Genomic DNA, 20886 nt, shown 5'->3' with positions numbered 1-20886 from the left:
CGCTACAAGCGGTATATAATCCAAGAAATCCAGGGACAACAGCGATCGGAAGAATGTTCCATACTCGGAGCGATGCCTTTTTCAGTGGCCTCCAGCTATTCTGAGGTTTCTTTTTTATAAAATAAATAGAAGAGAACGATACACAGCAGAGAGACGACGACGAAATCGAAAGGAACCAAATCCTTCCACGCAAAAAATGAGAGGATGCGGACGGCAATCGATCCCGTTCCAAGCCCTATCGTTATTTTCATCCATAGAGGTACGGGACCCGGGAAGACGCGGCCGGATAGGAAGGAATAAAGGTAAACCCAAGGCGGTACTGGTAGGTGAACCATGTCAGCAGATACATATACACGGCAAAAATCACCCGGTTCCGCGAGGATAAAGGTCCGACCAGCTGCAAGTAGGCATCGTAGTTCCAGCCGGCCAGCAGCATCTTAATGGCGGACACGGAAAAAGTACAGACGGCGTATGTAGCCATGACCATAACAGCCGCATGAAGCCAATGCAGCCTAAAAAATAAAATCGTGCAGCAAAGCATGATGACCGTATAAATGAGCGGCCTGAGCGATTCCAATCCGAGCAGGGGAACAACGTAGCCTGTATGCGTTAAAATGATCATGGTGAAGAACAGCTGCGGCCGGTATGCCTGCAATCGAAAGCGAAATAAAGTGTAGCAAAATACCGTGATGGAAGACCACATAATAAAATAAGTCAAAAGATCTCTAAGATGTGTCATGTGAACCTTTCTATCCGTCATTCCTGTCAAAGCTTATCCGTTTATTCGGTCGGTGCGATGGACGTTTTGCCGCTTCCTGCGGCTCCGAAGAAATATTGTAAGCAGGTCTGATTATTGTTGGAAATCGTGCGGAGGATCAGATCGTGGTATTTTCGCTGGCGAATGGCGGACATGATCACGAAAGGCCCAGTGCCCTTGGAGTCGAAATAAAGCCTGCCTCCTCGTTCATCATACTTGCGGATATGCTGAAAATTGACATAAAGATCGGTATCGATCTTTTTATAGTCATGCTCGTCCAAAACATCCAGAAACCGGCTGAAATCCCGCAAGGAATCTATATTTTCCTTCGCTTTAAGCTCTCCGCTGCAGTATACGATTTCTTTCATCCCGATTTGAATGAAATGAACGGCGTTTAAGTCGATGGATAAAGTTTCCGAGGCGGCGGCGGTAAGCTCGTGAGCCATTAAATGTCCCGCTTTCACCATTAAATCGGTATACGAGTAGCCGTATGCTATAGATAATTTTTGCAGCGTATCCGGTGACGGAGTTATTTTTTCATTGGTAGACCGGTTTCTCTCCAATTCCAAATCACGAATATACGCATGCGACAAGCCGCTTTTCTTGGCCGCCTCTCTTAACGACATTGATCCGCGCAGGCTTTCGAGAAATTTACCGAATTCGGGGATAGGTTGTCCCACAGTGAATCACCCCTTTCTGAAACTATTGTATAGGACGAAGGAGCGAAAATAAATAGGGACACAAAAAATATACTTTTAATTGGGATTTACTTGTTGCTAACCTAAAATTTAGTTGAAAAATATAAACAATGCCTTGACGGGATGTAGTATAAATACTACATTGAATAGAGGGAGAGATTTACCGCATTTTGAGGGGGGACCGTGTGGATGAGAGACAAAGTAATGAACCGTTGGAGCACGTATGAACCCTTTTATGTGGAGTTTAACGGTTATAAAATTGCTGATATCGTCATCACCAGCCATGCCTTATCCAGATGGGCGGAGCGGGTGGAGACCGGAACAGGCGGCATCGAGCCGATCTGCTCTTTTTTGTGGGATACGTTAAAGGACCAACGGATTAAGCCATACTATGAGCAGGAAAAAGATGTGTATTTGATTGACGAGGATTTGGTGATGGTCGCCGAATTCGTAGAGCTGAAGGATGAAATGGATATTGCAGGCAATCCGTTACATAAGATGATTATCGTGACCTTTCTCGGAAAAATATCCGAGGATATTCAATTAAGAGATCTGAAAGCGTATTATTCCTGGCTGCGGCATTCGCGGCGAATGACTTTGGTCAAACACGGGCGGAAGCAAAAATAATTGCGGCCCTATAAGAAGCATGCGGCTTGTGAAGCGCGTGCTTTTTTTGCGCCAAAAAACGGAAATGACCGCCAAAAACATCTGCGGGCCCGTGCCCCGCACTAAACCCTGCACTGGCACCACGCATAAAGCGCGGGCGTCTGAGGGGAAATTAGGAAGAGCGACAAAAGGAGGAATGCATATTGGCACGGGATTTACCGCTGGGCAATGGCAATGTATTGGTTAACTTCGACGCGCAATATAATATCCGGGATTTGTATTATCCTTATGTCGGGCAGGAGAACCAGGCGGCGAACGATTTATCCCATTTCGGCGTATGGACGGAGGAGGGCTTCTTCTGGATTGACAATCCGGAGCTGAACAAGAAGGCCTCTTACCTGAACGATTCTATGATTACGCATGTCGAAGGGATTCACGAACGGCTGGGCTTGAAGCTGCAGCTGCGCGATGGCGTCGATGCGAAGGAAAATGTGTTCGTGCGCAAAGTAACGATCGAGAATACGACCGACCGGGAGAGAACCGTCAAGCTCTATTTTCACCTGGATCTGCATCTGTACGGCAATGGAGTGGGAGATACGATCTACTACGATCCGGATCTTCGGTCCCTTGTATTTTACAAGGGGCATCGTTACATGTCCCTGTCCTGCCAGGCCGGGGGACAGCAGGCGGCAGCCTGCTCCAGCTATGCGATCGGCCAGAAGGAAATGAACGGCTTGGAGGGCACGTGGCGGGACGCCGAGGACGGGAAGCTCGGGCGCAATCCGATTGCCCAAGGCTCCGTTGACGGCACCGTCGAGCTGGAGATCCGTGTACCGGCGAAGGGAACGCTCGATTCGTGGTTCTGGATCTGCTTTGCCAAGAGCCTTCAGGAGATTCGGAAGCTGGAGGCGCAGGTACGGGAGATTTCTCCGCAAGGGCTTCTGCAGCGAACCTATAACTACTGGCTGGAATGGCTGGCCAGAGACCGGCATGAGCTGAGCCTGCTGGATAACGATATGGCGTCCTTTTACAAAAGAAGCCTGCTCGTCATAAGAGCCCATATGGATAACCGCGGAGCAATCATTGCGGCCAATGACTCCGATATCATGAAATTCGCCAAGGACACGTATTCCTACATGTGGCCGAGGGACGGCGCGCTGATTGCCCATGCGCTGGACAGGTCCGGGTATAAGGAGCTGACGCAGCGGTTTTACCAGTTCTGCAAGCAGGCATTGACGGAGGACGGTTATCTGCAGCATAAATATAATCCGGACGGCTCTCCAGGGTTCAGCTGGCATCCGTGGATTAATACCGCAGGCGAGAAGCAGCTTCCGATTCAAGAGGATGAGACGGCCTTGGTGCTGTATACGATGTGGCACCATCATCAGCTGGCCGGAACGCTGGATCGGGCGAGGGACGATTACGATCACTTCGTCATCCCTGCCGCCTCGTTCTTGGCAACGTATAAAGATGCCAGCGGGCTGCCGCTGCCGTCCTACGATTTATGGGAGGAACGGTACGGCGTTCATGCGTTTACGGTAGCCAGCGTATACGGGGGGCTGCTGGCCGCGGCGAATTTTGCGGAGCATTTCCGGGATAAAGCGAGAATGGTTTATTACCGCGGCGAAGCGGCCAAGGTGAAGCAGGCTGTGGAGCAGTACATGTATTTGGCGCGGGAGAAGCGCTTTGTCCGTTCCCTTTACTGGAGCCGCGGCAAAAACACGTACGAAGCCGATTCCACTCTGGATGCCAGCTTGTATGCCTTATTCGATTTCGGCTTGTTCGAGCCGGACGATCCGCGTATCGTCTCGACGATGAGAGCAATCCGCGAGCAGCTGTGGGTAAATACGGATGTGGGCGGCATCGCCCGCTATACGGACGATTATTACCACCAGGTCACAAAGGATGTCGGAAGGGTGCCGGGCAATCCCTGGTTTATCTGCACCCTATGGCATGCGGAGTGGACTATTGCGAAGGCCCAGAGCGAAGCGGAGCTGGGCGAGGCTTTGGAGCTGATCCGCTGGACGATGCGCCACGCGCTGCCAAGCGGTATTCTGGCCGAGCAGGTGGAGCCTTTTACCGGCGCGCCGTTGTCGGTATCGCCCTTGACCTGGTCCCACGCTTCATTCGTCAAAGTCGTGCAGGAATATGTGTCGAAGCTGAAGCAGCTTCGCAACAAGGCCGGCGGGCAGGAGGATGTCAGCGATAAAAAACTGCTGCTAACGACGGGGGCGCCGCAATGAAAACGATTCGGCTGACCGGCTTGCAAACGAAGGATGCGGAGGAGAAGGGACGCGAGAGACAGGCTGCTCTAAAGCAGCAGGAAGAATATGAGCGCAAGCATGCTCCACTCGAAATTAAAAAGGACGGCAGCTTGCGGACGATTTCGAATAAGCAGCCGAAGAAAAAGAAAGAGACCGCTCAGCCGGAGGCAGCAGTCGGCGGCGGGAAGGGCCTCGAGCTGATCGAGGTGGACAAGCCGCAGGTCCGGCTGCCGGACGACGTGCTGGTCCGCGTGCTCTGCGTCGGCCTGGACGGGACGGACCGGCGAGCTGATGACCGAGAAATACGGCGTTCCCCCGGAAGGGGAAACCGGATTGACGATCGGTCACGAATCGCTCGGGGTCGTCGAGGAAGCAGGCCCGGACAGCGGGCTTGCACCGGGCGATCTCGTCTGCGCGCTCGTACGCAGGCCGTGCAAGGATCCGGAGTGCGTAAACTGCCGAAACGGGCACTCGGATTTCTGCGAAACGGGAAATTACGTCGAGCGGGGCATTAAAGGGCGGCACGGGTACCTGTCGGAATATTACGTGGAACAGGCGCGATATTTGGTCAAGGTGCCGCATACCAGCCTTGCTTACGGCGTGCTGGCCGAGCCGCAGAGTATTGTCGAGAAGGTGTGGGAGCAGGTTCAGCGCGTGCAGCAGCGGCTCATCTGGCAGCCGAAGACGGTCGTGGTGCTCGGCTCCTGGACCGCTCGGCCTGCTCGCGGCGCTGACCTCCCGGTGTCTCGACCTGGACACCGTCGTCTGGTCGAAGTCGCCTGCCGACAGCCTCTCGGCGGAGCTGGTCCGCGCCTGCGGGGCGGAATACCGCGAAGCGGTGGACGCTCCCTCCGGCGGTGCGGCCGGTTCGGAGGCGGGAGCTGGCGGAGGCGGGAATACGCTCAGCGGCTTCCTGAAGCAGACGGGCAGGCGCGCCGATCTGATCTACGAATGCACGGGCTTCAGCCCGCTTGCTTTCGAAGCGATGACGGCGCTCGGGCCGGGCGGCGTGCTCGCACTGCTTGGCGTCACGCCGGGCAGCAGGACGCTGAAGATCGAGAGCGATGTGATTAATCAGGAGATCGTGCTGGAAAATAAATGCGTACTCGGCTCCGTCAACGCCTCCCGCAAAAACTTCGAGACCGGGCTGTATCGGCTGGAGCAGATGGAGGAGCTGTTTCCCGGTGTGCTGGAACAAGTCATGACCGACCGGCTGACGCTCAGTCAGGTGCCAGCGCTCGATTTCAGCCGCATCGGGATCAAAGCGGTGGTCGATCTGGTGCCGCGTGCGAAGTGGGAAGATTTGCTGAAGCCTGGCGGAGCGGAAGTAGAATACAGCTTCTCCGTCTAGGAAGAAGCCGTAGGCAGGCTAGAAGCATAAGCTTGAAAATATACAAGCGCAGGCTATCCGTAAAGGAAGGCCCGCGCTTGCTGTATTTTCCAGGAGCGAGCGGCGCTTCCAGGAGCCAGCGCCGCTTCCTTGCAAGCATGGGAACATGCAGGGAAGCCCGAGTGAGGCATATCGTCGACCGACCGCCGCCCAGCGCCGCAACACCCGCTGGGATACTCGCAAAGTCGTCGATTTTTGTTGGATTTAATATTATTTTGACGTCAGCCAGGCTTTCTATAGAGAGGAATCTTCACTGTAAATGTCGAACTTTTCAGTTTATGATGCGAATATTCAATAAGACCACCCTACAATATCTGACCTTTATGATCTTGTTCTTTATGGTTCTTGTGACACTGCGCTGGAGCTGACCGAAGCTTATTTATTTATCGAGAAAGAACGATTCAGAGACAGGCTATCCGTCGTATGGGATGTTGAGGACGGTATCGACCTGCAGCTCCCGCCGTTAACCATCCAGCCATTGGTTGAAAATGCCGTCAAGCACGGCCTTCTGAGCCGCAGCAAGGGAGGGACGGTGCACATCCGGGTTGCCCGTCTGGACGGAGCTGCGCTCGTTGAAGTCAAGGATGACGGCATAGGTATGAGTCAGGAACAGGTGGAGCTGCTGCTGCAGCCAACCATGAGGGGCCGAGGCGGGATCGGTGTGTGGCCAACACGAACCGGCGGCTGACACAAAGGTACGGCCAAGGCTTATCCGTAATCAGCAAGCCGGACGTGGGAACCACCGTGTTCTTCCTGATTCCGGACGGGAGCGGACCGCAGGCCGAATAAGAGGTAAGCGGTATTTACTTAACGGATGCAGGCGGCTTTTTTCCGCTGGACTTAAATCTGCCGTATTGCTGCAGGGGCGTGAGAACGTATCGCAGTAATGAATCGAGCGCGGAGCGGGGAAGGGGCGCTGAGCCCCTTTTATTGATTGCAGTCATAAGGATTGACGGTTTGATCCTGACGGTATTCCGAGGGGGAACGGCCGAACCATTTGCGGAACTGCTTGGAGAAATATAACGGGTCGGTGAACCCGACGGAGGAAGCGACCTGCTCGATAGTAAGCGGCTCGCGCAGCAGCAGCCTGGCCCGCTCCATGCGAATCTTCAGCAGAAAATTCATCGGCGACATGCCGGTATGCTGCTTGAACATTTTGGATAAATGAGTGCGGTGATAGCCGAGGCTTTGCGCCATCTGCTCGATGGAGATCTGCTGATGATACTGAAACGTCAGCCAGCGGATCGCCTGCTCCACCTGCTGCTGGATGCCGGACGTTTCGCCGTGGGGCGCCGTATTCTCGACCAAATCCTGCGCATACTGCGCCAGAATAAGACGCAAATACCCTTGAGCCTCCATGTCGCATTGTGTCTGCCGCAGCTGGAGCGTGCGCTCGAGCTGGTGAAACAACGCTCTCATTTTCCGGTGATTGCGGGTGACGGCGACAGGCCGGTGCTGGGAGATGCCGAGCACGTTCAGACTTTCGTCGGCCTTGGGACCCTTGAAGCCCATCCAGCGGTAGCTCCATGGCTCGGAATCATCCGAGCTGTAGCTGACCAGCTCTCCGGGGAAAATAAAAAAGCTGCTGCCCTGCGTCAGCTGATATTCTTTGCCCATGCAGCGGAAGGTGCCGCGGCCGGAAACCACATAATGAACGAGATGATAATCGAGCACCTGCGGGCCGACGCCGTGAAGAGGCTTCGTCTGCTCCTGGCCGCTGAACAGCACGGAAAGCTCGCCTTTGCCGGGGTGCGGATTGAATGCGACGGAATGAAAAGGCTGATTGGCGGTCACGCGGATACCTCCAAAGTGATAACGTTAGAATGCAATTGGCAATTTACATGGATAACAGACTACATATGTCATTAAGCAAGCTTTGCGGGCCGCCGCTGAATCATGGCAGAACGATGATATAAATTAACGATATAAAATGATTATATCCGCATGCGGATAGAGCCGCAAGACGGAGAGCCGAACACTTTCACTACAATCGTCCATGTAAAAGTGGGTTGTATCCATATGCTTCCGGCTTGCGCAGGAGTATAGTCTAGCTAAGAAGCAACGCATACCTATTCGAAGCTGGGAGGCCTTATTCCATGTCCAAAATTACGTTTCTAGGAGCAGGTTCCACCGTGTTTGCCAAAAATGTGCTGGGCGATTGCATGATGACGCCGGCGCTGCAGGATTTTGAGCTCGCTTTGTTCGATATCGATCCCGTCCGTCTGAAAGACTCCGAGAATATGCTGAACAATTTGAAAAGCTCGCTCGGCAGCCGCTGTGTTGTGAAAGCGTATTCGAACCGCAAGGAAGCGCTGACCGGCGCCAAATACGTAGTTAACGCGATTCAGGTCGGCGGGTATGATCCCTGCACGATTACCGATTTTGAAATTCCCAAAAAGTACGGCCTGCGTCAAACGATCGCCGATACGCTGGGGATCGGCGGTATTTTCCGCAACCTGCGAACGATTCCCGTCATGCTGGATTTCGCCAAAGACATTCAAGAGGTGTGTCCGGACGCCTGGTTCCTGAATTATACGAATCCGATGGCGGTGCTGACCAACGCGATGAATACGTACGGAGGCGTGAGAACGGTCGGCCTGTGCCACAGCGTTCAGGCGTGCATGCCGCATCTGTTCAAAGCGCTTGGCATGGAAACGGAAGGCGTGCAAACCAAAATCGCCGGCATCAACCATATGGCTTGGCTGCTGGAGGCAACGAAGGACGGCGTGGACCTGTATCCCGAAATCAAACGCCGCGCGCGCGAGCTGCAGAAGGAGAAGCATACGGACATGGTCCGTTTCGAGCTGATGTTCCGCTTCGGATACTATGTGACCGAGTCGTCGGAGCATAACGCCGAATATCATCCGTACTTTATTAAGAAAAATTATCCGGAGCTGATCGACCGGTTCAATATTCCTCTGGACGAGTATCCGCGCCGCTGCATCCGTCAAATTGAGAGATGGAAGACGATGCGCGAGGAGCTCGTCAACGACAAGAACCTGGAGCATACCCGGTCGAAGGAATATGCTTCCTATATGTTCGAAGCGATGGAGACGAACCGTCCGTACAAAATCGGCGGCAACGTGATGAATACGGGATTGATCACGAACCTGCCGAAGGAAGCCTGCGTCGAGGTACCGTGCCTGGTAGATTCCAGCGGAGTGACGCCGACCTATGTAGGCGATCTGCCGCCGCAGCTGGCAGCGTTGAACCTGAACCAACATCAACACCCAGCTGCTGACGCTGGAAGCCGCGATAACCGGCAAAAAAGAACACATCTATCACGCGGCGCTGCTGGATCCTCATACCTCCGCCGAGCTGTCGATTGATGACATTGTCTCGCTCTGCGATGACTTGATTGAAGCTCACGGCGACTGGCTGCCGAAGTTCGTGTAATACCGGCCGTGAGGCGGGAGGCCGCCAGTGGCCGAAGGCAATGCACAAAGCCCTTTTCCGTACTTGCTGCGGAAAGGGCTTTTACTTTTGGCAGGGCTGTCTCGTTAAAGATCGGTCAATCAAGTCAATTCCGTTCATTGACAATCTTTAGGAGACTGATTATCATTATCAATTGAAGAAGAATACAGCTCTCATCTTGTATGGAAGGAGCCGATGATTGATGCATACGAACAACTCCCGCACATGGGCGGAAGCTTATCATATTCGATTTACGAACCTGGAGGAAGCTGAAGGCCAGGTATTGGCAATGAAGTGACCTGGAGGATGACGCTAAGCTGCTTTCCGTTCTGAGCCGCTTCGCCGAATCCATTCAATCGCCCGCTCTGCAGGTGACCGGTTCTTTGTTTTTGAAGCGGTACGGCCTTCCGATAGCCGGGGCGTTACACGGCTTTATTCGGCAGCGCGACGCGGTCGATTTGTCCAGGGACAACATAACCATGGTATGGAAGGAACCGGCCCTGAAGTTTCTGGTAAAGAATGCGGAAGAGCCGGCTTTCCTGCGCGGCATTCGGGACGACCGGGAGAGAAGAGCGAGATTCTTCGATCATCTGTTTGCGGAGCAGGCCGTTCCCATGCTGCACAGGCTGGCCCAAATCACAGGAATCCGGGAGCATACCTTGTGGGGAACACTTTCGTATTCCATCGCCTACTGGAAAAAGCACTGGCTGCAAAGCGGGGGTATATCCAGTGAGGAACGCCTGCGGGTAGAGGATGATTTTAACGAATTGTACGGCTGTGCCGGAGGAAGCCGGTTCCCGGGCAAGGAAGCCAATCCGCTTACGCGGGATTTTCGCGCCGTTGACAATCCGTGGGAGGAATCGGATCCGGTGCTGGTACGCTCCGACTGCTGTCTGTATTACTGCCTGCCCGGTAAAAAAGAGGGGCACTGCTATACCTGTCCCAAAATTTCGGATGACAACCGTCTGAACAAATATGCGCTGACGCACGGTTACAGTATGGCCGGCGGCAAATGACCGGAGCCTAAGCGCCTGAGCGTTTTACCGCACAACGAATTCCCCGGTTTCCTCTTCTGTTGATTGCCTGTTATGCCGTCCTTCCCCGCTTCGAACAACAATTCATAAACCGATGGCGCCGCCTTCCTCCGGTTTCAGAGACCAGGAATCACGGGGGCGGCATCAGAGCGGGGCTTGTCCTTTGCTATGACGGGACAGCCTTGCTACGCTGACGAAATGCTAATAATAGGCTGATATGATGGAAACGGGACATGGCTTCTGGTATGATAAATTGATGCAGTCATACATAGTTCATGCGGTACCTTTCGGCCCCCCGATTCATATTCTATTAGAGGCACGCCGCGTATTATGAATTTACAGACAAAGGAAGCGAGATCTTGTGCAGCAAGCGATAGCCATATTGGATTCAGGAGTAGGCGGTCTTACCGTGGCCAAAGAAGTGATGCGCCAGCTCCCGCAAGAAAAAATTATCTATTTCGGCGACACGGCACGCACTCCATACGAACCCAGAGCACCTCATGAAGTGATTCAATTCACCCACCAAATCGTAGATTATTTGCTGCAATTTCAACCGAAAATGATAGTTATCGCCTGCAATACCGCAACGGCTGTCGCATTGGACGAAATTCGCGCGCGCTTATCGATTCCCGTCGTCGGGGTGATTCATCCGGGAGCCCGTGCAGCTATCAAAACGACGCGAAGCGGGAAAGTCGGCGTCATCGGTACGGATGGAACGATCAAGAGCGGCGCCTATGAATATGCGCTTCGCCAAATATCTCCTCAGATTCAGGTCGTCAGCAAGCCCTGTCCGCTGTTCGTACCGCTTGTGGAAAAAGGTCTATTCCGGTCGGAGCAGACACAGAACGTTGTGGAAAGCTCGCTTGACGAACCTAAAGAGGTTTCCGATGGACTGCCTGATTCTAGGCTGCACCCATTACCCTTTTCTGTCGGACACTATTGCCGATGTGATGGGACCCGATGTCACCTTAATCAGCTCGGCTGATGAGACGGCCCGGGAAATCAGTACGATTCTATATCATAAAGGTATGCTGGCGACATCCAATCCTATGCCGGTACACCAGTTTTTTTGCAGCGGCGACCCGCGGATGTTCAAAAAAATCGCACAGGCCTGGCTTAATGAGCAAATTCGCGTGACGCCGGTCGTCTGGCAGGTTCCCCATATTATATGAGTATATCGTCAGGAGACGATTCCCGGTAAGGTCCGGGAATCGTCTTTTTTCATGCGGCGCCGCATACAATTAAACTTAAACGTCCTAGGCTGCATGAAGGGAGGATGGAAGCAGGATGGTTTATTCCTACGTTGTACAGAAGGGCGACACGCTGTTTCGGATCGCCCGCCGTTATCATATCAATCTGGAATCTATTTTTAGCGTGAACCCGCAGTTAAGAACCCAGAGCTATATTTACCCGGGACAGGTGATCCAGCTTCCTCTGGTGGAAACACCGAAGTATATCATCCAGAGGGGGGACACCTTTTACGATATTGCCCACCGGTTTCGCGTAGCCTTAACCGATTTGCTTTCGGCCAATCCCGGGATCGATCCGAACCGGCTGATGATCGGGCAGACGATTGTACTGCCGCTGAGCCAGGGGCCGGACATTGTCGATACAAGCAGCGGATACGGATATATCGAGATGATGGAGGATATCCGGCTGCTCGGGCAAAGGTATCCGTTCCTTCAAATTGATTCTATCGGCGACAGCGTGCTCGGCCAGGCAATTCCGGTCATCCGTATCGGTACGGGGGCCAAGCAGGTTCATTACAACGGTTCGTTTCATGCGAATGAATGGATCACGACATTGCTGCTGATGAAATTCCTTGAGGACTACGCCGATGCGTTTACGGGAGACGGACAGCTGCGTGGCAGGGATATGAAGGCGCTTTATGAATCGGCGTCGCTCTGGATTGTGCCGATGGTCAATCCGGACGGCGTAGAGCTCGTGCAGGGAGGGGCGATGCCATGGAACCCTTACTATGCGCAGCTGCTCGAATGGAACCACGGCTCGAGAGATTTCTCAGGCTGGAAGGCCAACATCCGCGGCGTGGATCTGAACGATCAATTTCCGGCGAATTGGGAGCTGGAGCGGGATCGAAGGGAGGTCTCAGGGCCGGGTCCCCGCGATTATACCGGCGAAGCGCCGCTGAGCGAGCCGGAGGCGCGGGCCATGGCGGATTTCACGCAGTCCCATGATTTCCGGCTCGTCATAGCGTTCCATACGCAAGGCCAGGAAATCTACTGGAATTACCGGGATTTGGAGCCGCCCGAGTCTGAACAGATCGCCGAGCGGTTCGCCAAAGTAAGCCGGTACCGGGCGGTCCGGCTGCCGGAAAGCGATGCGGGCTATAAGGACTGGTTCATCCAGCAGTACCGCCGTCCGGGCTTTACGGTCGAAGCGGGGATCGGGACGAATCCGCTGCCGGTGTCGCAGTTCCGCTCGATCTACGACGATGTGATCGGCATTCTCATCGAGGGGTTGATCGTTTAGAGCAGACTGATGGCGATGCTCCTGCCAGGAAGAGCCGCTCCCCATCTGTCGACGTCTGCTTCCATTTGGCTTTCCATGTCCCGGACGGTATACTTGAAGGAAGCCTGCGAGCAGGCTGCCAATAAGCCGTCAGAGGAGGAGAGGCACATGTGGAAACGATGGCTGTCGCTTCGGGGCTGGGTACAGGTATTCCGGCGTATCGGACCTTTGCTGGCTTCGCCGCGGGTTCCTTTGCGGGAGAAGCTGCTGTTCGCCGTCCCGGCCGTCGTCTACTGGATTATGCCCGATGCGCTGCCGGGGCTGCCTTTTGACGATATGGCGGTAACGCTATTCTTGATGCATTGGTTTACCGACCGGGCCGAACGCAAATATTTGATAAAATAGACTGACACAGCTGCGGAGCCAAGAGCAGGGCTCGGCCCGGCTCGGGCACGACCGGCGGCCGCACAGCGCCGCAGCTGACGAACTGGCTGGCTGTCAAACGGCCGAACAGCTGCAGCGCGATTCTGGAATTTAAGTGCGCTGCGGCCGCCGCCGTAAAGCTCGAAAGTGACCGTTTCCATTTTTTTGGAAACGGCCTTTTTTGCCGTAGAGGAAAGTTTAGGCTGATTAAAGCGTCAGCGTAGCAAGATATTCCTGTTAGCCTGCAAATGTTCCTGCACGTCATTTAAGCTGAAGCAGTTATTCGCCTTCCGGCCAGCGAATCCATTTCTGCAGGTAGCCCTGCTCGTACAACGCTTTGATAGTAATGATCAGCACCGGCGACAGGATCAGCCCGGCAACGCCGAACACGGACAGCGAGATCATCATGAACGAAAGCATGGTGAAGGCGGAGACGCCAAGCGAATCTCCGGTAATTTTGGGCTCCATGATTTGCCGCACGAGAATGACGATGACCAGCAGAACGGACAGCCAGGTAGCGAGCAGCGTCTGCCCGACCACGAACAAATAAATGATCCAGGGGATAAACAAGGTCGAAACGCCGAGCAACGGCAGCACATCGAAGATGGCCGACAGCAGAGCGATGGAGAACGCATTTTTTACATTCAAGGCAAGCAGCGCGATGAAGATGACGATAAAGGTCAGGCTGATCAGCTTCATCTGGGATTTCAGGTAGCCGACGATGCCCTTGAGCACATTGTCCTTCAGAAAATAAAATGCGGCTTTGAACGTCTTCGGCGTATGTTCTTTGGCCACACGCTTCCAGGACTCGATCTCGATGCTGAGAAAATAAGCAAGAATGATCGCAATCACGAAGTTGACGACAAAGCTTGAGAGATTCGTCAGCATCGTAAAGGTACCCGTCAGAAACTGTCCGGCGAGCGCCGTTACTTTGGCTGTGAGCTGCGCAGAATAATCGGATATTTTCTGTACGACGTCATCGGGCAGCGCGTCCAGACGGTTGTGCAGGAAATCCGCCTTGAGCAGTATTTCCCGCTGCAGCACGGCCGTGTAGCCTGGAAGCTTGTCGATCAGATTCAAGATTTGGCTTGTAAAAATAGCGCCGACGCCCGTAAGAACCCCGAGCAGCACCAGGACGAAGAGCACGGTCGAAATGGTGGTGGCTATACTTTTGCCCATCCCTTTTCTATGTAAAAATCGGGCGAACGGCTCAATAATCAAATAAACGACAAATGCCAGGAAAATCGGTGTTGCGATCCGGTACAAATAGCTGAACAGCAGCATAAACAAATACACTGTGAGCAGCAGGAGCACGATGTCGAATACCGTTCTCCAATACTTTTGATAAAACGCTATCATTCAGGTACGCACCTCGTCAGCTACAGGGATAGGCGGAAGCAGGCTAGGACCATTTGGCGAACCAGAGCTTCATTTCCTTCAATATCTGGTGAAGATCCTGCCCTTTAGGCGTTAAGGTGTATTCTACGGTGACGGGCACGGTGGGATAAGCGGTGCGCTCCAGGACGCCTTGCTCTTCCAGGTGGCGCAAGGTTTCGGTCAATGACTTCGGGCTGATCGCTTTGATTTTCTTCTGCAGTTCGCCGAACCGCTTGGTACCCCCGAATAGCTCGCGCAGCACGAGGAAGTGCCATTTGCCCCCGATCGCATCCAGGGTCCTCTCAATCGAGCATTCAATGTGGGTAGGCTGTTTAGGCACGTAGTTGCTGGGCTTGGCGATTAGTTTGCCGGTGGTTCCGCTTTCAGGCATAGACATTCATTCCTCATCCTCTCCACATAGCTTCTTACTTGCGGGTAACTAAATATAGATAGGGACCTTAGTGAACAAACAATTCACTACTTTCCATAGTAAAGAACTGCGGATAAAATATCAAGGCCGGGGCCGGAACCTCTCTGTATAAAAAATAAGGAAGACGCCTGCCCAAGGCGGGACCGCTCGAAAAAGCCGCCGCTGCGGGTACGGATCGTTCTGCCGAGTCTGCTGGGCATCCAATGCCCGTTTGCATGGCAAACGTCCGTACTTTGTCTTACGGATCTCTCCGCTCAAAACGGTTGGAATCTATCCGATGGACAAAGTCGAACGCCTGCGCATCTGCTCTGCAGAAGGATACCGCACTTTGGCCGGCTTTCTTAGCTGCCCTGCTTGTGTGGTGGCATCTTCCTTACTTTATTTTGTTTAAAGTGAATCAGGCGTCTCTGAATGCAGCATCCAGCTTGACCGGATCGTCGAACCGGCATTCCTCCAGACGCAGCACCTTCGTTTTATGCTTCCATTTATATCCGAGCCAAAAGATAAGAAACATCGGAATACCGATGTAGGAGGCGAATAAATACGCCCAATCCACGTGTCCGTCCTTGAAGGCGCCCATACATTGGCCGATGATGACGATCACGCAGAGAATACCGGCGAGCCAAGGCCCGAATGGGAACCATTTGGCGCGGTAAGGCAGCTCCTCGAGCTTATGCCCCTGGGCGATAAACGCCTTTCTGAACCGGTAATGGCTTGCAGCGATCCCGACCCATGCGATGAAGCCGGACATGCCGGAGGCGTTCAGCAGCCAGGTATATACGACGCCGTCCCCGAAGGAGGAGGACATAAAAGCAAACATACCGAGCGCGCCCGTAACGATCAACGCGTATACCGGCACGCCGGAGCGGTTCAGCTTCGTCAAAAACCGCGGGGCTTTGCCTTCCTTGGCCAGCGCCCACAGCATCCGCGTGGAGGCGTACATGCCGGAATTGCCCGCTGACAGCACGGAGGTGAGGATAACCGCATTCATCACCGATGCGGCGATGCTTAAGCCGGCCTTTTCGAACACCATCGTAAAAGGACTCATAGCTACGCTGTCGCTCGCCAGGTTGTCGCTTGTGTAGGGGACCAGCAGACCGATAATAAGAATGGCCAGCATATAGAAAAGCACGATCCGCCAAAATACGCTGCGGATGAACCGGGCACATTCTCGCGCGGGTTGTCGCTCTCGCCTGCGGCTACGCCGACAAGCTCGGTTCCCTGAAACGAGAAGCCTGCCGCCATAAAGACGCTGAGCGTCGCCAGAATGCCGCCCGGGAACGGAGCGTCGCCGGCCGTAAAGTTCGTGAAGCCGACCGGTCCTGCCGACCGGAAAATGCCCAGGATCATCATCAGACCGATGATGATAAAAATGATGACGGTTACGACTTTAATCAGCGCAAACCAGAACTCCGATTCCCCGTACGCTTTGACGGAAAGCAGGTTCAGACCGACCATCAGAATCAGGAACAGGGCGCTCCATAGCAGCGAGGAGCTGTCGGGAAACCAGAATTTCATGATCAAGGTGGCGGCTGACAGCTCCGCGGCGATGGTAATCGCCCAGTTGTACCAGTAGTTCCAGCCGAGCGCGAAACCTATGGAAGGATCGATGAACTTGGACGCATAGGTGCTGAACGTACCGGAGACCGGTAAATAAGCCGCCATTTCTCCAAGGCTGGTAACGAGAAAATAAACCATGATGCCAATCGTAAAGTAGGCCAAAAGCGCACCGCCCGGACCTGCCGTATGTACGGCGCCGCCGCTCGCCAGAAACAGGCCGGTTCCGATGGACCCGCCCAATGCGATCATTGTCATATGCCTGGCATTCAGGCCTCTGCGCAGCTGACCCTGGGACTGCTGTTTGTTATTAGATGCCAATGTGTGCACACTCCTTATCTCCATTAAAACATAATAGAGAAAAGTTTCATTATTGTCCAATGGTTAATAACTTATAATTGTTCTATTTTTTCCCTTACCCATGTCAGAAAGGAGCCGGCTGCAGGAGAAAGCTCCTCGTCCGCCCGCATACAGACGGCGATCGGATTGGTCAGCTGAGCGTCGCTTATGTAAACCCGCGCCGCTTTTCCTTCAAGGACGGCCTCGCGCACCTCCAGCGCGGAAAGGAAGCTTGCGCCATATCCGGCCGAGACGGCGCGGATGGTTTCGCTTAGACCGTTGAACTGGAGGCCGGGCGCAGGAGCGCCGAGATTATGCAGCCTGCACAAGGCGAGCAGCTTCTCCCGGGTGGAGCTCCCCTCCTCGCGCAAAATAAACGGCTCCCGGACTATCTCCTCGAGCGTCACCTGCGTATCTGCGAGCCGGTGTCCGGCCGGCACGACAAACCAGAGCTCGTCCTCCAGCAGCTCCTCGCGCACCACCCCTTCGGGCTCCTCTCTGCTGCCCCCGATAAACGCCAGGTCCGCTTCGTAATGGAGCAGCTGCCGGTAAGCGGCTTTGGAGTTTGCCGTGGTCAGGCTTATGCGGATTCCCTGGTTCGCCTGCCGGTAGGCGGTCATCCATGCCGGAAGCATGTAATTGGCCGGCAGGTACGTTGCGCATAGATGGAGCGTTCCCTGCAGACCGTCCCTGTATTCCGCCATTTCCCTCAGCATGCTCCGTTCCAGCGAAAATAACCGCGAGGCATGCTTGTACAGCAGCTCCCCTGCGGAGGTCATCTGAACGCCTCTGCCTTTCGGAGCCAGCAGAGGCAGCCCGAGCTCCTGCTCCAGATTGCGGATTTGGGCGGTGACCGCGGGCTGGCTCAAGTGAAGCTTGTCGGCGGCTTTGGTCACGCCGCCGCAGGCAATCGTCTCGTAAAACAGCTTTAACGCGTGTAAATTCATCGGAGAAATCGGCTCCTTGTTCGCTTGTTTAAATCATCAGTTTTATTGATGATTTGCCAAAAAACATATATTAGATTTATATAATGTTTTCTCTTATTGTAAGAGGCAGGAACGCGGCGCGCAAGGCGCGGACGAAGCGATAACCCGATTATAACCTTAGGAGTGAAGAGGATGAGTTTTCATTATCAATGTACGGAATGCCCGGCGCAATGGCCGGCGGAGCGGTCCGCAGCCCCTTTTTATGCGAATGCGGCGGATTGCTGGATGTGGTCAGGGAGTGGAGCGGCATCGACAGCGAACAGCTCAAGAGAGTCTGGGACGAGCGCTTGTCGGAGCGGATGACGCCTTATGCCGGAGGCGTATGGCGTTACAAGGAGCTGATTTTCCCCGACCTGGAAGCGCGCTGGATTACGACAAAATATGAAGGCAACACGGGGCTGTACCCTTCCGAATCGCTTGCCCGTCTGGCAGGCGTACGGAAGCTGCTGCTGAAGGCACAGAGCGAGAACCCGAGCGGTTCCTTCAAAGACAACGGGATGACAGTGGCGGTATCCCACGGGCGCTCGCTCGGCTATAAGCGGTTTACCTGCACCTCCACGGGCAATACCTCCGCCTCGCTTGCCATGTATGCGGCCATTGGTGGCTGCTCTTCGCACGTTTTCCTGCCCGGCCGTCATATTTCGCCGAACAAGGTTCGCCAGACGGCGGCATACGGCGCCGAGCTGATCCGGTTCGACGGCACCTATGACGACGGCATCCGCTTTAGCGAGCGGTACAGCGAGCGGCTGGGGCTCTACGTCTGCAATTCCATCAATCCATTCCGGATCGAAGGGCAAAAAAGCATCGTTTACGAAATCGCCCACCAGCTCGGCTGGCAGCTGCCGGATTGGATCGTCCTGCCGGGCGGTGCTTTAAGCAACGCTGCGGCCTTAGGCAAAGGGCTGCTTGAGTTGAAGCAGCTCGGCTTCATCGACAAGCTGCCGCGGGTTGCAATTGTCCAGGCCGAAGGCGCGAGCCCGTTTCACCGGATGGTGGCGGGAGGCCGAAGCGTCCTGACGCCCGAAGCGAATCCGCACACTGTGGCTTTCGCTTTGAATATCGGCAATCCGCCCAGCTGGAAAAAAGCGCTGCGCTCCGTCATCGGCGGGCTGAATGGCGTCACCGCCGCGGTTTCCGATGCGGAGATCATGGAAGCGAAGGCGCTTATCGACCGGAGCGGCATCGGCTGCGAGCCGGCTTCGGCGGCTTCCTTAGCAGGGCTGAAACAGCTGGCAGACAGAGGAATTGTCGATGCGGAGGAAACGGCGGTGTGCATTCTGACGGGACATTTGCTGAAAGATACGGAGGCGGTCTCTTATCAGGAGAATTTGGCCGCAGCCGATTTGACATGGGAGTCCGTCAACGGGTTGCTTTCCCGCGGTTGATTCTTTACAATAAGGAGAAAACCACAAGTGGGAGATGTTATACTGATGAATTGCAAAATTTCTCGCAACGCGGCAAAAATGCTGCTTGCTGAACTAGAAAAAGAAGAGAATAAAGAATTAAAGCTTCGCGTATACGTTACGCACAGCCATGGCGATCACGCCCATTACGGTATGAGCCTTGATACTCCTACCGACAAGGACGAAGTTGTTTCGACGGACAAGAACATCGACGTTATTTTGCAAAAGGACGAGCCTCTGCTGGACGGCGTGCGGATCGACTACTTCTTCACTCCTGAAGAAGGCTTTGCAGTGACGAATCCAAGCAAAGGGAACCACGGCGACCACTAGGCCGTATGCTTCGATGGACGGAAGGCGGGACTGGCCTGCGCTCTATGCGGGCGGCCGTCCTCCATGCCGTACCGCCCGTAGGTAAGTAAGGCAGCTTCCGTTTCAATGGAGAGCTGATGTGGCAGGAAAGGAATTGTAAGTCATGGCGAACGATATTCGCGTCTGCGATAAATGCAAGCATATGAAGATGAAAACTGCGCTGCCGAAGCTTCAGAAGCTGGCGCCCGAGGCCGAGATTAAGGTAGGCTGCAAGTCATATTGCGGACCTTGCTCGCGGTTTGCATTCATTTATATTAATGGACGGTATGTTACAGGAGCGACAGAAGACGAAGCGATTGAGAAAGCGCGGAAATATGTAAAGAAATAAGACGTTCGGCTGAAAAGCCGGACGTTCTTTTTTGGAGCACATAAGTGAGGTCCCGGTCAAACGGAGCTAAGAGGCGCTGACGCGCGCGAGCCCGGATGCTCGTGCCGGTCACTGCATAGCGGGAGGGCGGGGCCGGCTCGCCGCAGCCATCTTTGTAGGCCTTTGGCCGGGGCTGATGCTGAGCCGTTGGAAAGGGGCGCCGAGGTTTGTTCCTGGACCGGACTTCTGCTGCCGGGAGCCTGAATTAATTGGAGAAATTAGCAGCTTTATCTTAAAATAGGGCTTTGGGGCGTGGAAAACGAATAAAAATAGGTACAAAGATATATGTATTCGCCAGGGACTATCTTATATGCTAAAGTTGTCGTAATTTGTAGTACAAATTTACTTCAACTGCCCGATAAATGGCAAAGCAAGCGAAAGCTTGTGACGCAAAGCTACAGGGGCGAAGGATGCTTGAAGCGTCCCGCCAGCCAGCTGCCGAAGGAATTGGTGATGCGTTATAGATGCTTGCGGACTCCTGCCTGGGCAAAGGGAGTCCTATTCTTTTTTTACGGGAGAGGAGGAACGGTGATTTGGGGAATGAGGAGAAGAGCGTGATGACAAGGGAAGGGTTTTATGCGGTGATCGGCAAAGATATGCTGGGCGTTTATTTGTCCAGCGACGGACCTAAAATGTTCGTAAACAAGGAAGTGTTCGATTTAAAGGGCACCTTGCTGGGATGTGGAAATGGTGATGGGAAAGCGAAGCCATTTGATCACCTTTTATTGGCGCGGGGAAGTGAAGTTTTCGCTGCGCAGCGAGATGGAGAACGATCTGTTTCTAAGCTTGTACGATTATTTAAGCTGCCGCTCTGAGGTTAAGCGCTTGGCCTAGTTCCTCGGGCGGATCGGGTAGGAAGCAAGGCCATTCATTGAAAAAGCATGCGGCTGCAGTTCCCGCGTAGGGGCTGCGGCAGCATGTTTTTTTCTTGCTGCCGTCTTTACTGCCTTTTTTGTGAAAATTTTACACAAATGAAGGAATTTTGTGGAATCCATAGAATTAC

General features: G+C 54.0%; 18 protein-coding genes, 4 pseudogenes and 1 riboswitch. Of the genes and pseudogenes, 15 read left to right on the top strand and 7 right to left on the bottom strand.

Features of this window, described 5'->3' with window-relative positions; translation table 11 throughout:
- Positions 1-247: 247 nt before the first annotated feature.
- Positions 248-739 (bottom strand): hypothetical protein, encoded by a 492-nt coding sequence (locus tag ACHHV8_RS24430; protein ID WP_395162022.1) that lies wholly within the window; start codon positions 737-739, stop codon positions 248-250.
- A gap of 41 nt (positions 740-780) precedes the next feature.
- Complete coding sequence (locus ACHHV8_RS24425) at positions 781-1437, bottom strand: helix-turn-helix domain-containing protein (RefSeq protein ID WP_395162021.1); 657 nt, start codon at positions 1435-1437, stop codon at positions 781-783.
- A gap of 207 nt (positions 1438-1644) precedes the next feature.
- Between ACHHV8_RS24425 and ACHHV8_RS24420 the strand changes: the two genes are divergently transcribed.
- The 6 genes and pseudogenes from ACHHV8_RS24420 to ACHHV8_RS24395 all read left to right on the top strand — a co-directional run bounded on the left by ACHHV8_RS24420 (position 1645) and on the right by ACHHV8_RS24395 (position 6504).
- Positions 1645-2082: a hypothetical protein gene (locus tag ACHHV8_RS24420; RefSeq protein WP_395162020.1), complete on the top strand. Its 438-nt coding sequence runs from the start codon at positions 1645-1647 to the stop codon at positions 2080-2082.
- Positions 2083-2264: 182 nt separating this feature from the next.
- On the top strand, positions 2265-4304 hold the full coding sequence (locus tag ACHHV8_RS24415; protein WP_395162019.1) for a glycoside hydrolase family 15 protein: 2040 nt from the start codon (positions 2265-2267) through the stop codon (positions 4302-4304).
- Positions 4305-4616: 312 nt separating this feature from the next.
- Positions 4617-4844: pseudogene (locus ACHHV8_RS24410) on the top strand (alcohol dehydrogenase catalytic domain-containing protein); the annotation flags it as partial.
- Positions 4845-4914: 70 nt separating this feature from the next.
- Positions 4915-5676: an MDR/zinc-dependent alcohol dehydrogenase-like family protein gene (locus tag ACHHV8_RS24405; protein WP_395162018.1), complete on the top strand. Its 762-nt coding sequence runs from the start codon at positions 4915-4917 to the stop codon at positions 5674-5676.
- Positions 5677-6193: 517 nt separating this feature from the next.
- The gene (locus ACHHV8_RS24400) at positions 6194-6403 is read left to right on the top strand and encodes a sensor histidine kinase (protein WP_395162017.1); all 210 of its coding nucleotides are present in this window, start codon (positions 6194-6196) and stop codon (positions 6401-6403) included.
- Complete coding sequence (locus tag ACHHV8_RS24395) at positions 6379-6504, top strand: hypothetical protein (RefSeq protein ID WP_395162016.1); 126 nt, start codon at positions 6379-6381, stop codon at positions 6502-6504. The genes ACHHV8_RS24400 and ACHHV8_RS24395 overlap by 25 nt, the downstream gene beginning before the upstream one ends.
- A 138-nt stretch (positions 6505-6642) precedes the next feature.
- Here the strand turns inward: ACHHV8_RS24395 and ACHHV8_RS24390 are convergent, their stop codons facing one another.
- Positions 6643-7509: an AraC family transcriptional regulator gene (locus tag ACHHV8_RS24390; RefSeq protein ID WP_395162015.1), complete on the bottom strand. Its 867-nt coding sequence runs from the start codon at positions 7507-7509 to the stop codon at positions 6643-6645.
- Between the two features lie 302 nt (positions 7510-7811).
- Between ACHHV8_RS24390 and melA the strand changes: the two are divergent.
- The 5 genes and pseudogenes from melA (at position 7812) to ACHHV8_RS24365 (ending at position 13037) form a co-directional block, all read left to right on the top strand.
- A pseudogene (melA, locus tag ACHHV8_RS24385) lies at positions 7812-9111 on the top strand (alpha-galactosidase).
- A 401-nt stretch (positions 9112-9512) separates the two neighbouring features.
- Positions 9513-10145: an IucA/IucC family C-terminal-domain containing protein gene (locus ACHHV8_RS24380; RefSeq protein ID WP_395162014.1), complete on the top strand. Its 633-nt coding sequence runs from the start codon at positions 9513-9515 to the stop codon at positions 10143-10145.
- Between the two features lie 379 nt (positions 10146-10524).
- Positions 10525-11335, top strand: a pseudogene (gene racE, locus ACHHV8_RS24375) (glutamate racemase).
- Positions 11336-11450: 115 nt separating this feature from the next.
- Positions 11451-12653, top strand: coding sequence for a M14 family zinc carboxypeptidase (locus ACHHV8_RS24370; RefSeq protein WP_395162013.1), 1203 nt, complete (start codon positions 11451-11453; stop codon positions 12651-12653).
- A gap of 147 nt (positions 12654-12800) precedes the next feature.
- Positions 12801-13037 carry a hypothetical protein gene (locus ACHHV8_RS24365; RefSeq protein ID WP_395162012.1) on the top strand — a complete coding sequence of 79 codons (237 nt, stop codon included), beginning with the start codon at positions 12801-12803 and terminating at the stop codon, positions 13035-13037.
- A 297-nt stretch (positions 13038-13334) separates the two neighbouring features.
- On the opposite strand, the gene ytvI is transcribed toward ACHHV8_RS24365, so the two are convergent.
- The 4 genes and pseudogenes from ytvI to ACHHV8_RS24345 all read right to left on the bottom strand — a co-directional run bounded on the left by ytvI (position 13335) and on the right by ACHHV8_RS24345 (position 17705).
- On the bottom strand, positions 13335-14414 hold the full coding sequence (ytvI, locus tag ACHHV8_RS24360) for a sporulation integral membrane protein YtvI (RefSeq protein ID WP_395162011.1): 1080 nt from the start codon (positions 14412-14414) through the stop codon (positions 13335-13337).
- A 43-nt stretch (positions 14415-14457) separates the two neighbouring features.
- Positions 14458-14823 (bottom strand): winged helix-turn-helix transcriptional regulator, encoded by a 366-nt coding sequence (locus ACHHV8_RS24355; protein WP_395163612.1) that lies wholly within the window; start codon positions 14821-14823, stop codon positions 14458-14460.
- A 436-nt stretch (positions 14824-15259) separates the two neighbouring features.
- Positions 15260-16671 (bottom strand): annotated as a pseudogene (locus ACHHV8_RS24350) (amino acid permease).
- Between the two features lie 140 nt (positions 16672-16811).
- A complete protein-coding gene (locus tag ACHHV8_RS24345) occupies positions 16812-17705 on the bottom strand; it encodes a LysR substrate-binding domain-containing protein (RefSeq protein WP_395162010.1) in 894 nt (297 codons plus the stop codon).
- A gap of 188 nt (positions 17706-17893) precedes the next feature.
- Here ACHHV8_RS24345 and thrC point away from each other — a divergent pair, with 188 nt between their 5' ends.
- From thrC to ACHHV8_RS24325, 4 genes are all read left to right on the top strand, one after another.
- Complete coding sequence (thrC, locus tag ACHHV8_RS24340) at positions 17894-19129, top strand: threonine synthase (protein ID WP_395162009.1); 1236 nt, start codon at positions 17894-17896, stop codon at positions 19127-19129.
- A gap of 45 nt (positions 19130-19174) precedes the next feature.
- Positions 19175-19477 (top strand): iron-sulfur cluster assembly accessory protein, encoded by a 303-nt coding sequence (locus tag ACHHV8_RS24335; RefSeq protein ID WP_395162008.1) that lies wholly within the window; start codon positions 19175-19177, stop codon positions 19475-19477.
- A gap of 142 nt (positions 19478-19619) precedes the next feature.
- Entirely contained in the window at positions 19620-19844 is a 225-nt protein-coding gene (locus ACHHV8_RS24330; protein WP_395162007.1) for a YuzB family protein, read from the top strand.
- A 393-nt stretch (positions 19845-20237) separates the two neighbouring features.
- Positions 20238-20326: riboswitch (cyclic di-GMP riboswitch) on the top strand.
- A gap of 90 nt (positions 20327-20416) precedes the next feature.
- Positions 20417-20698, top strand: a complete 282-nt coding sequence (locus ACHHV8_RS24325; protein WP_395162006.1) for a hypothetical protein — start codon at positions 20417-20419, stop codon at positions 20696-20698.
- The last annotated feature ends 188 nt before the right edge of the window (positions 20699-20886 follow it).

This window comes from Paenibacillus sp. TAB_01, from assembly GCF_043945595.1.
Classification (GTDB): domain Bacteria; phylum Bacillota; class Bacilli; order Paenibacillales; family NBRC-103111; genus Paenibacillus_S.
Note: the sequence above shows the minus strand (reverse complement) of the source record. Positions and strands in the feature narration are given on the sequence as shown.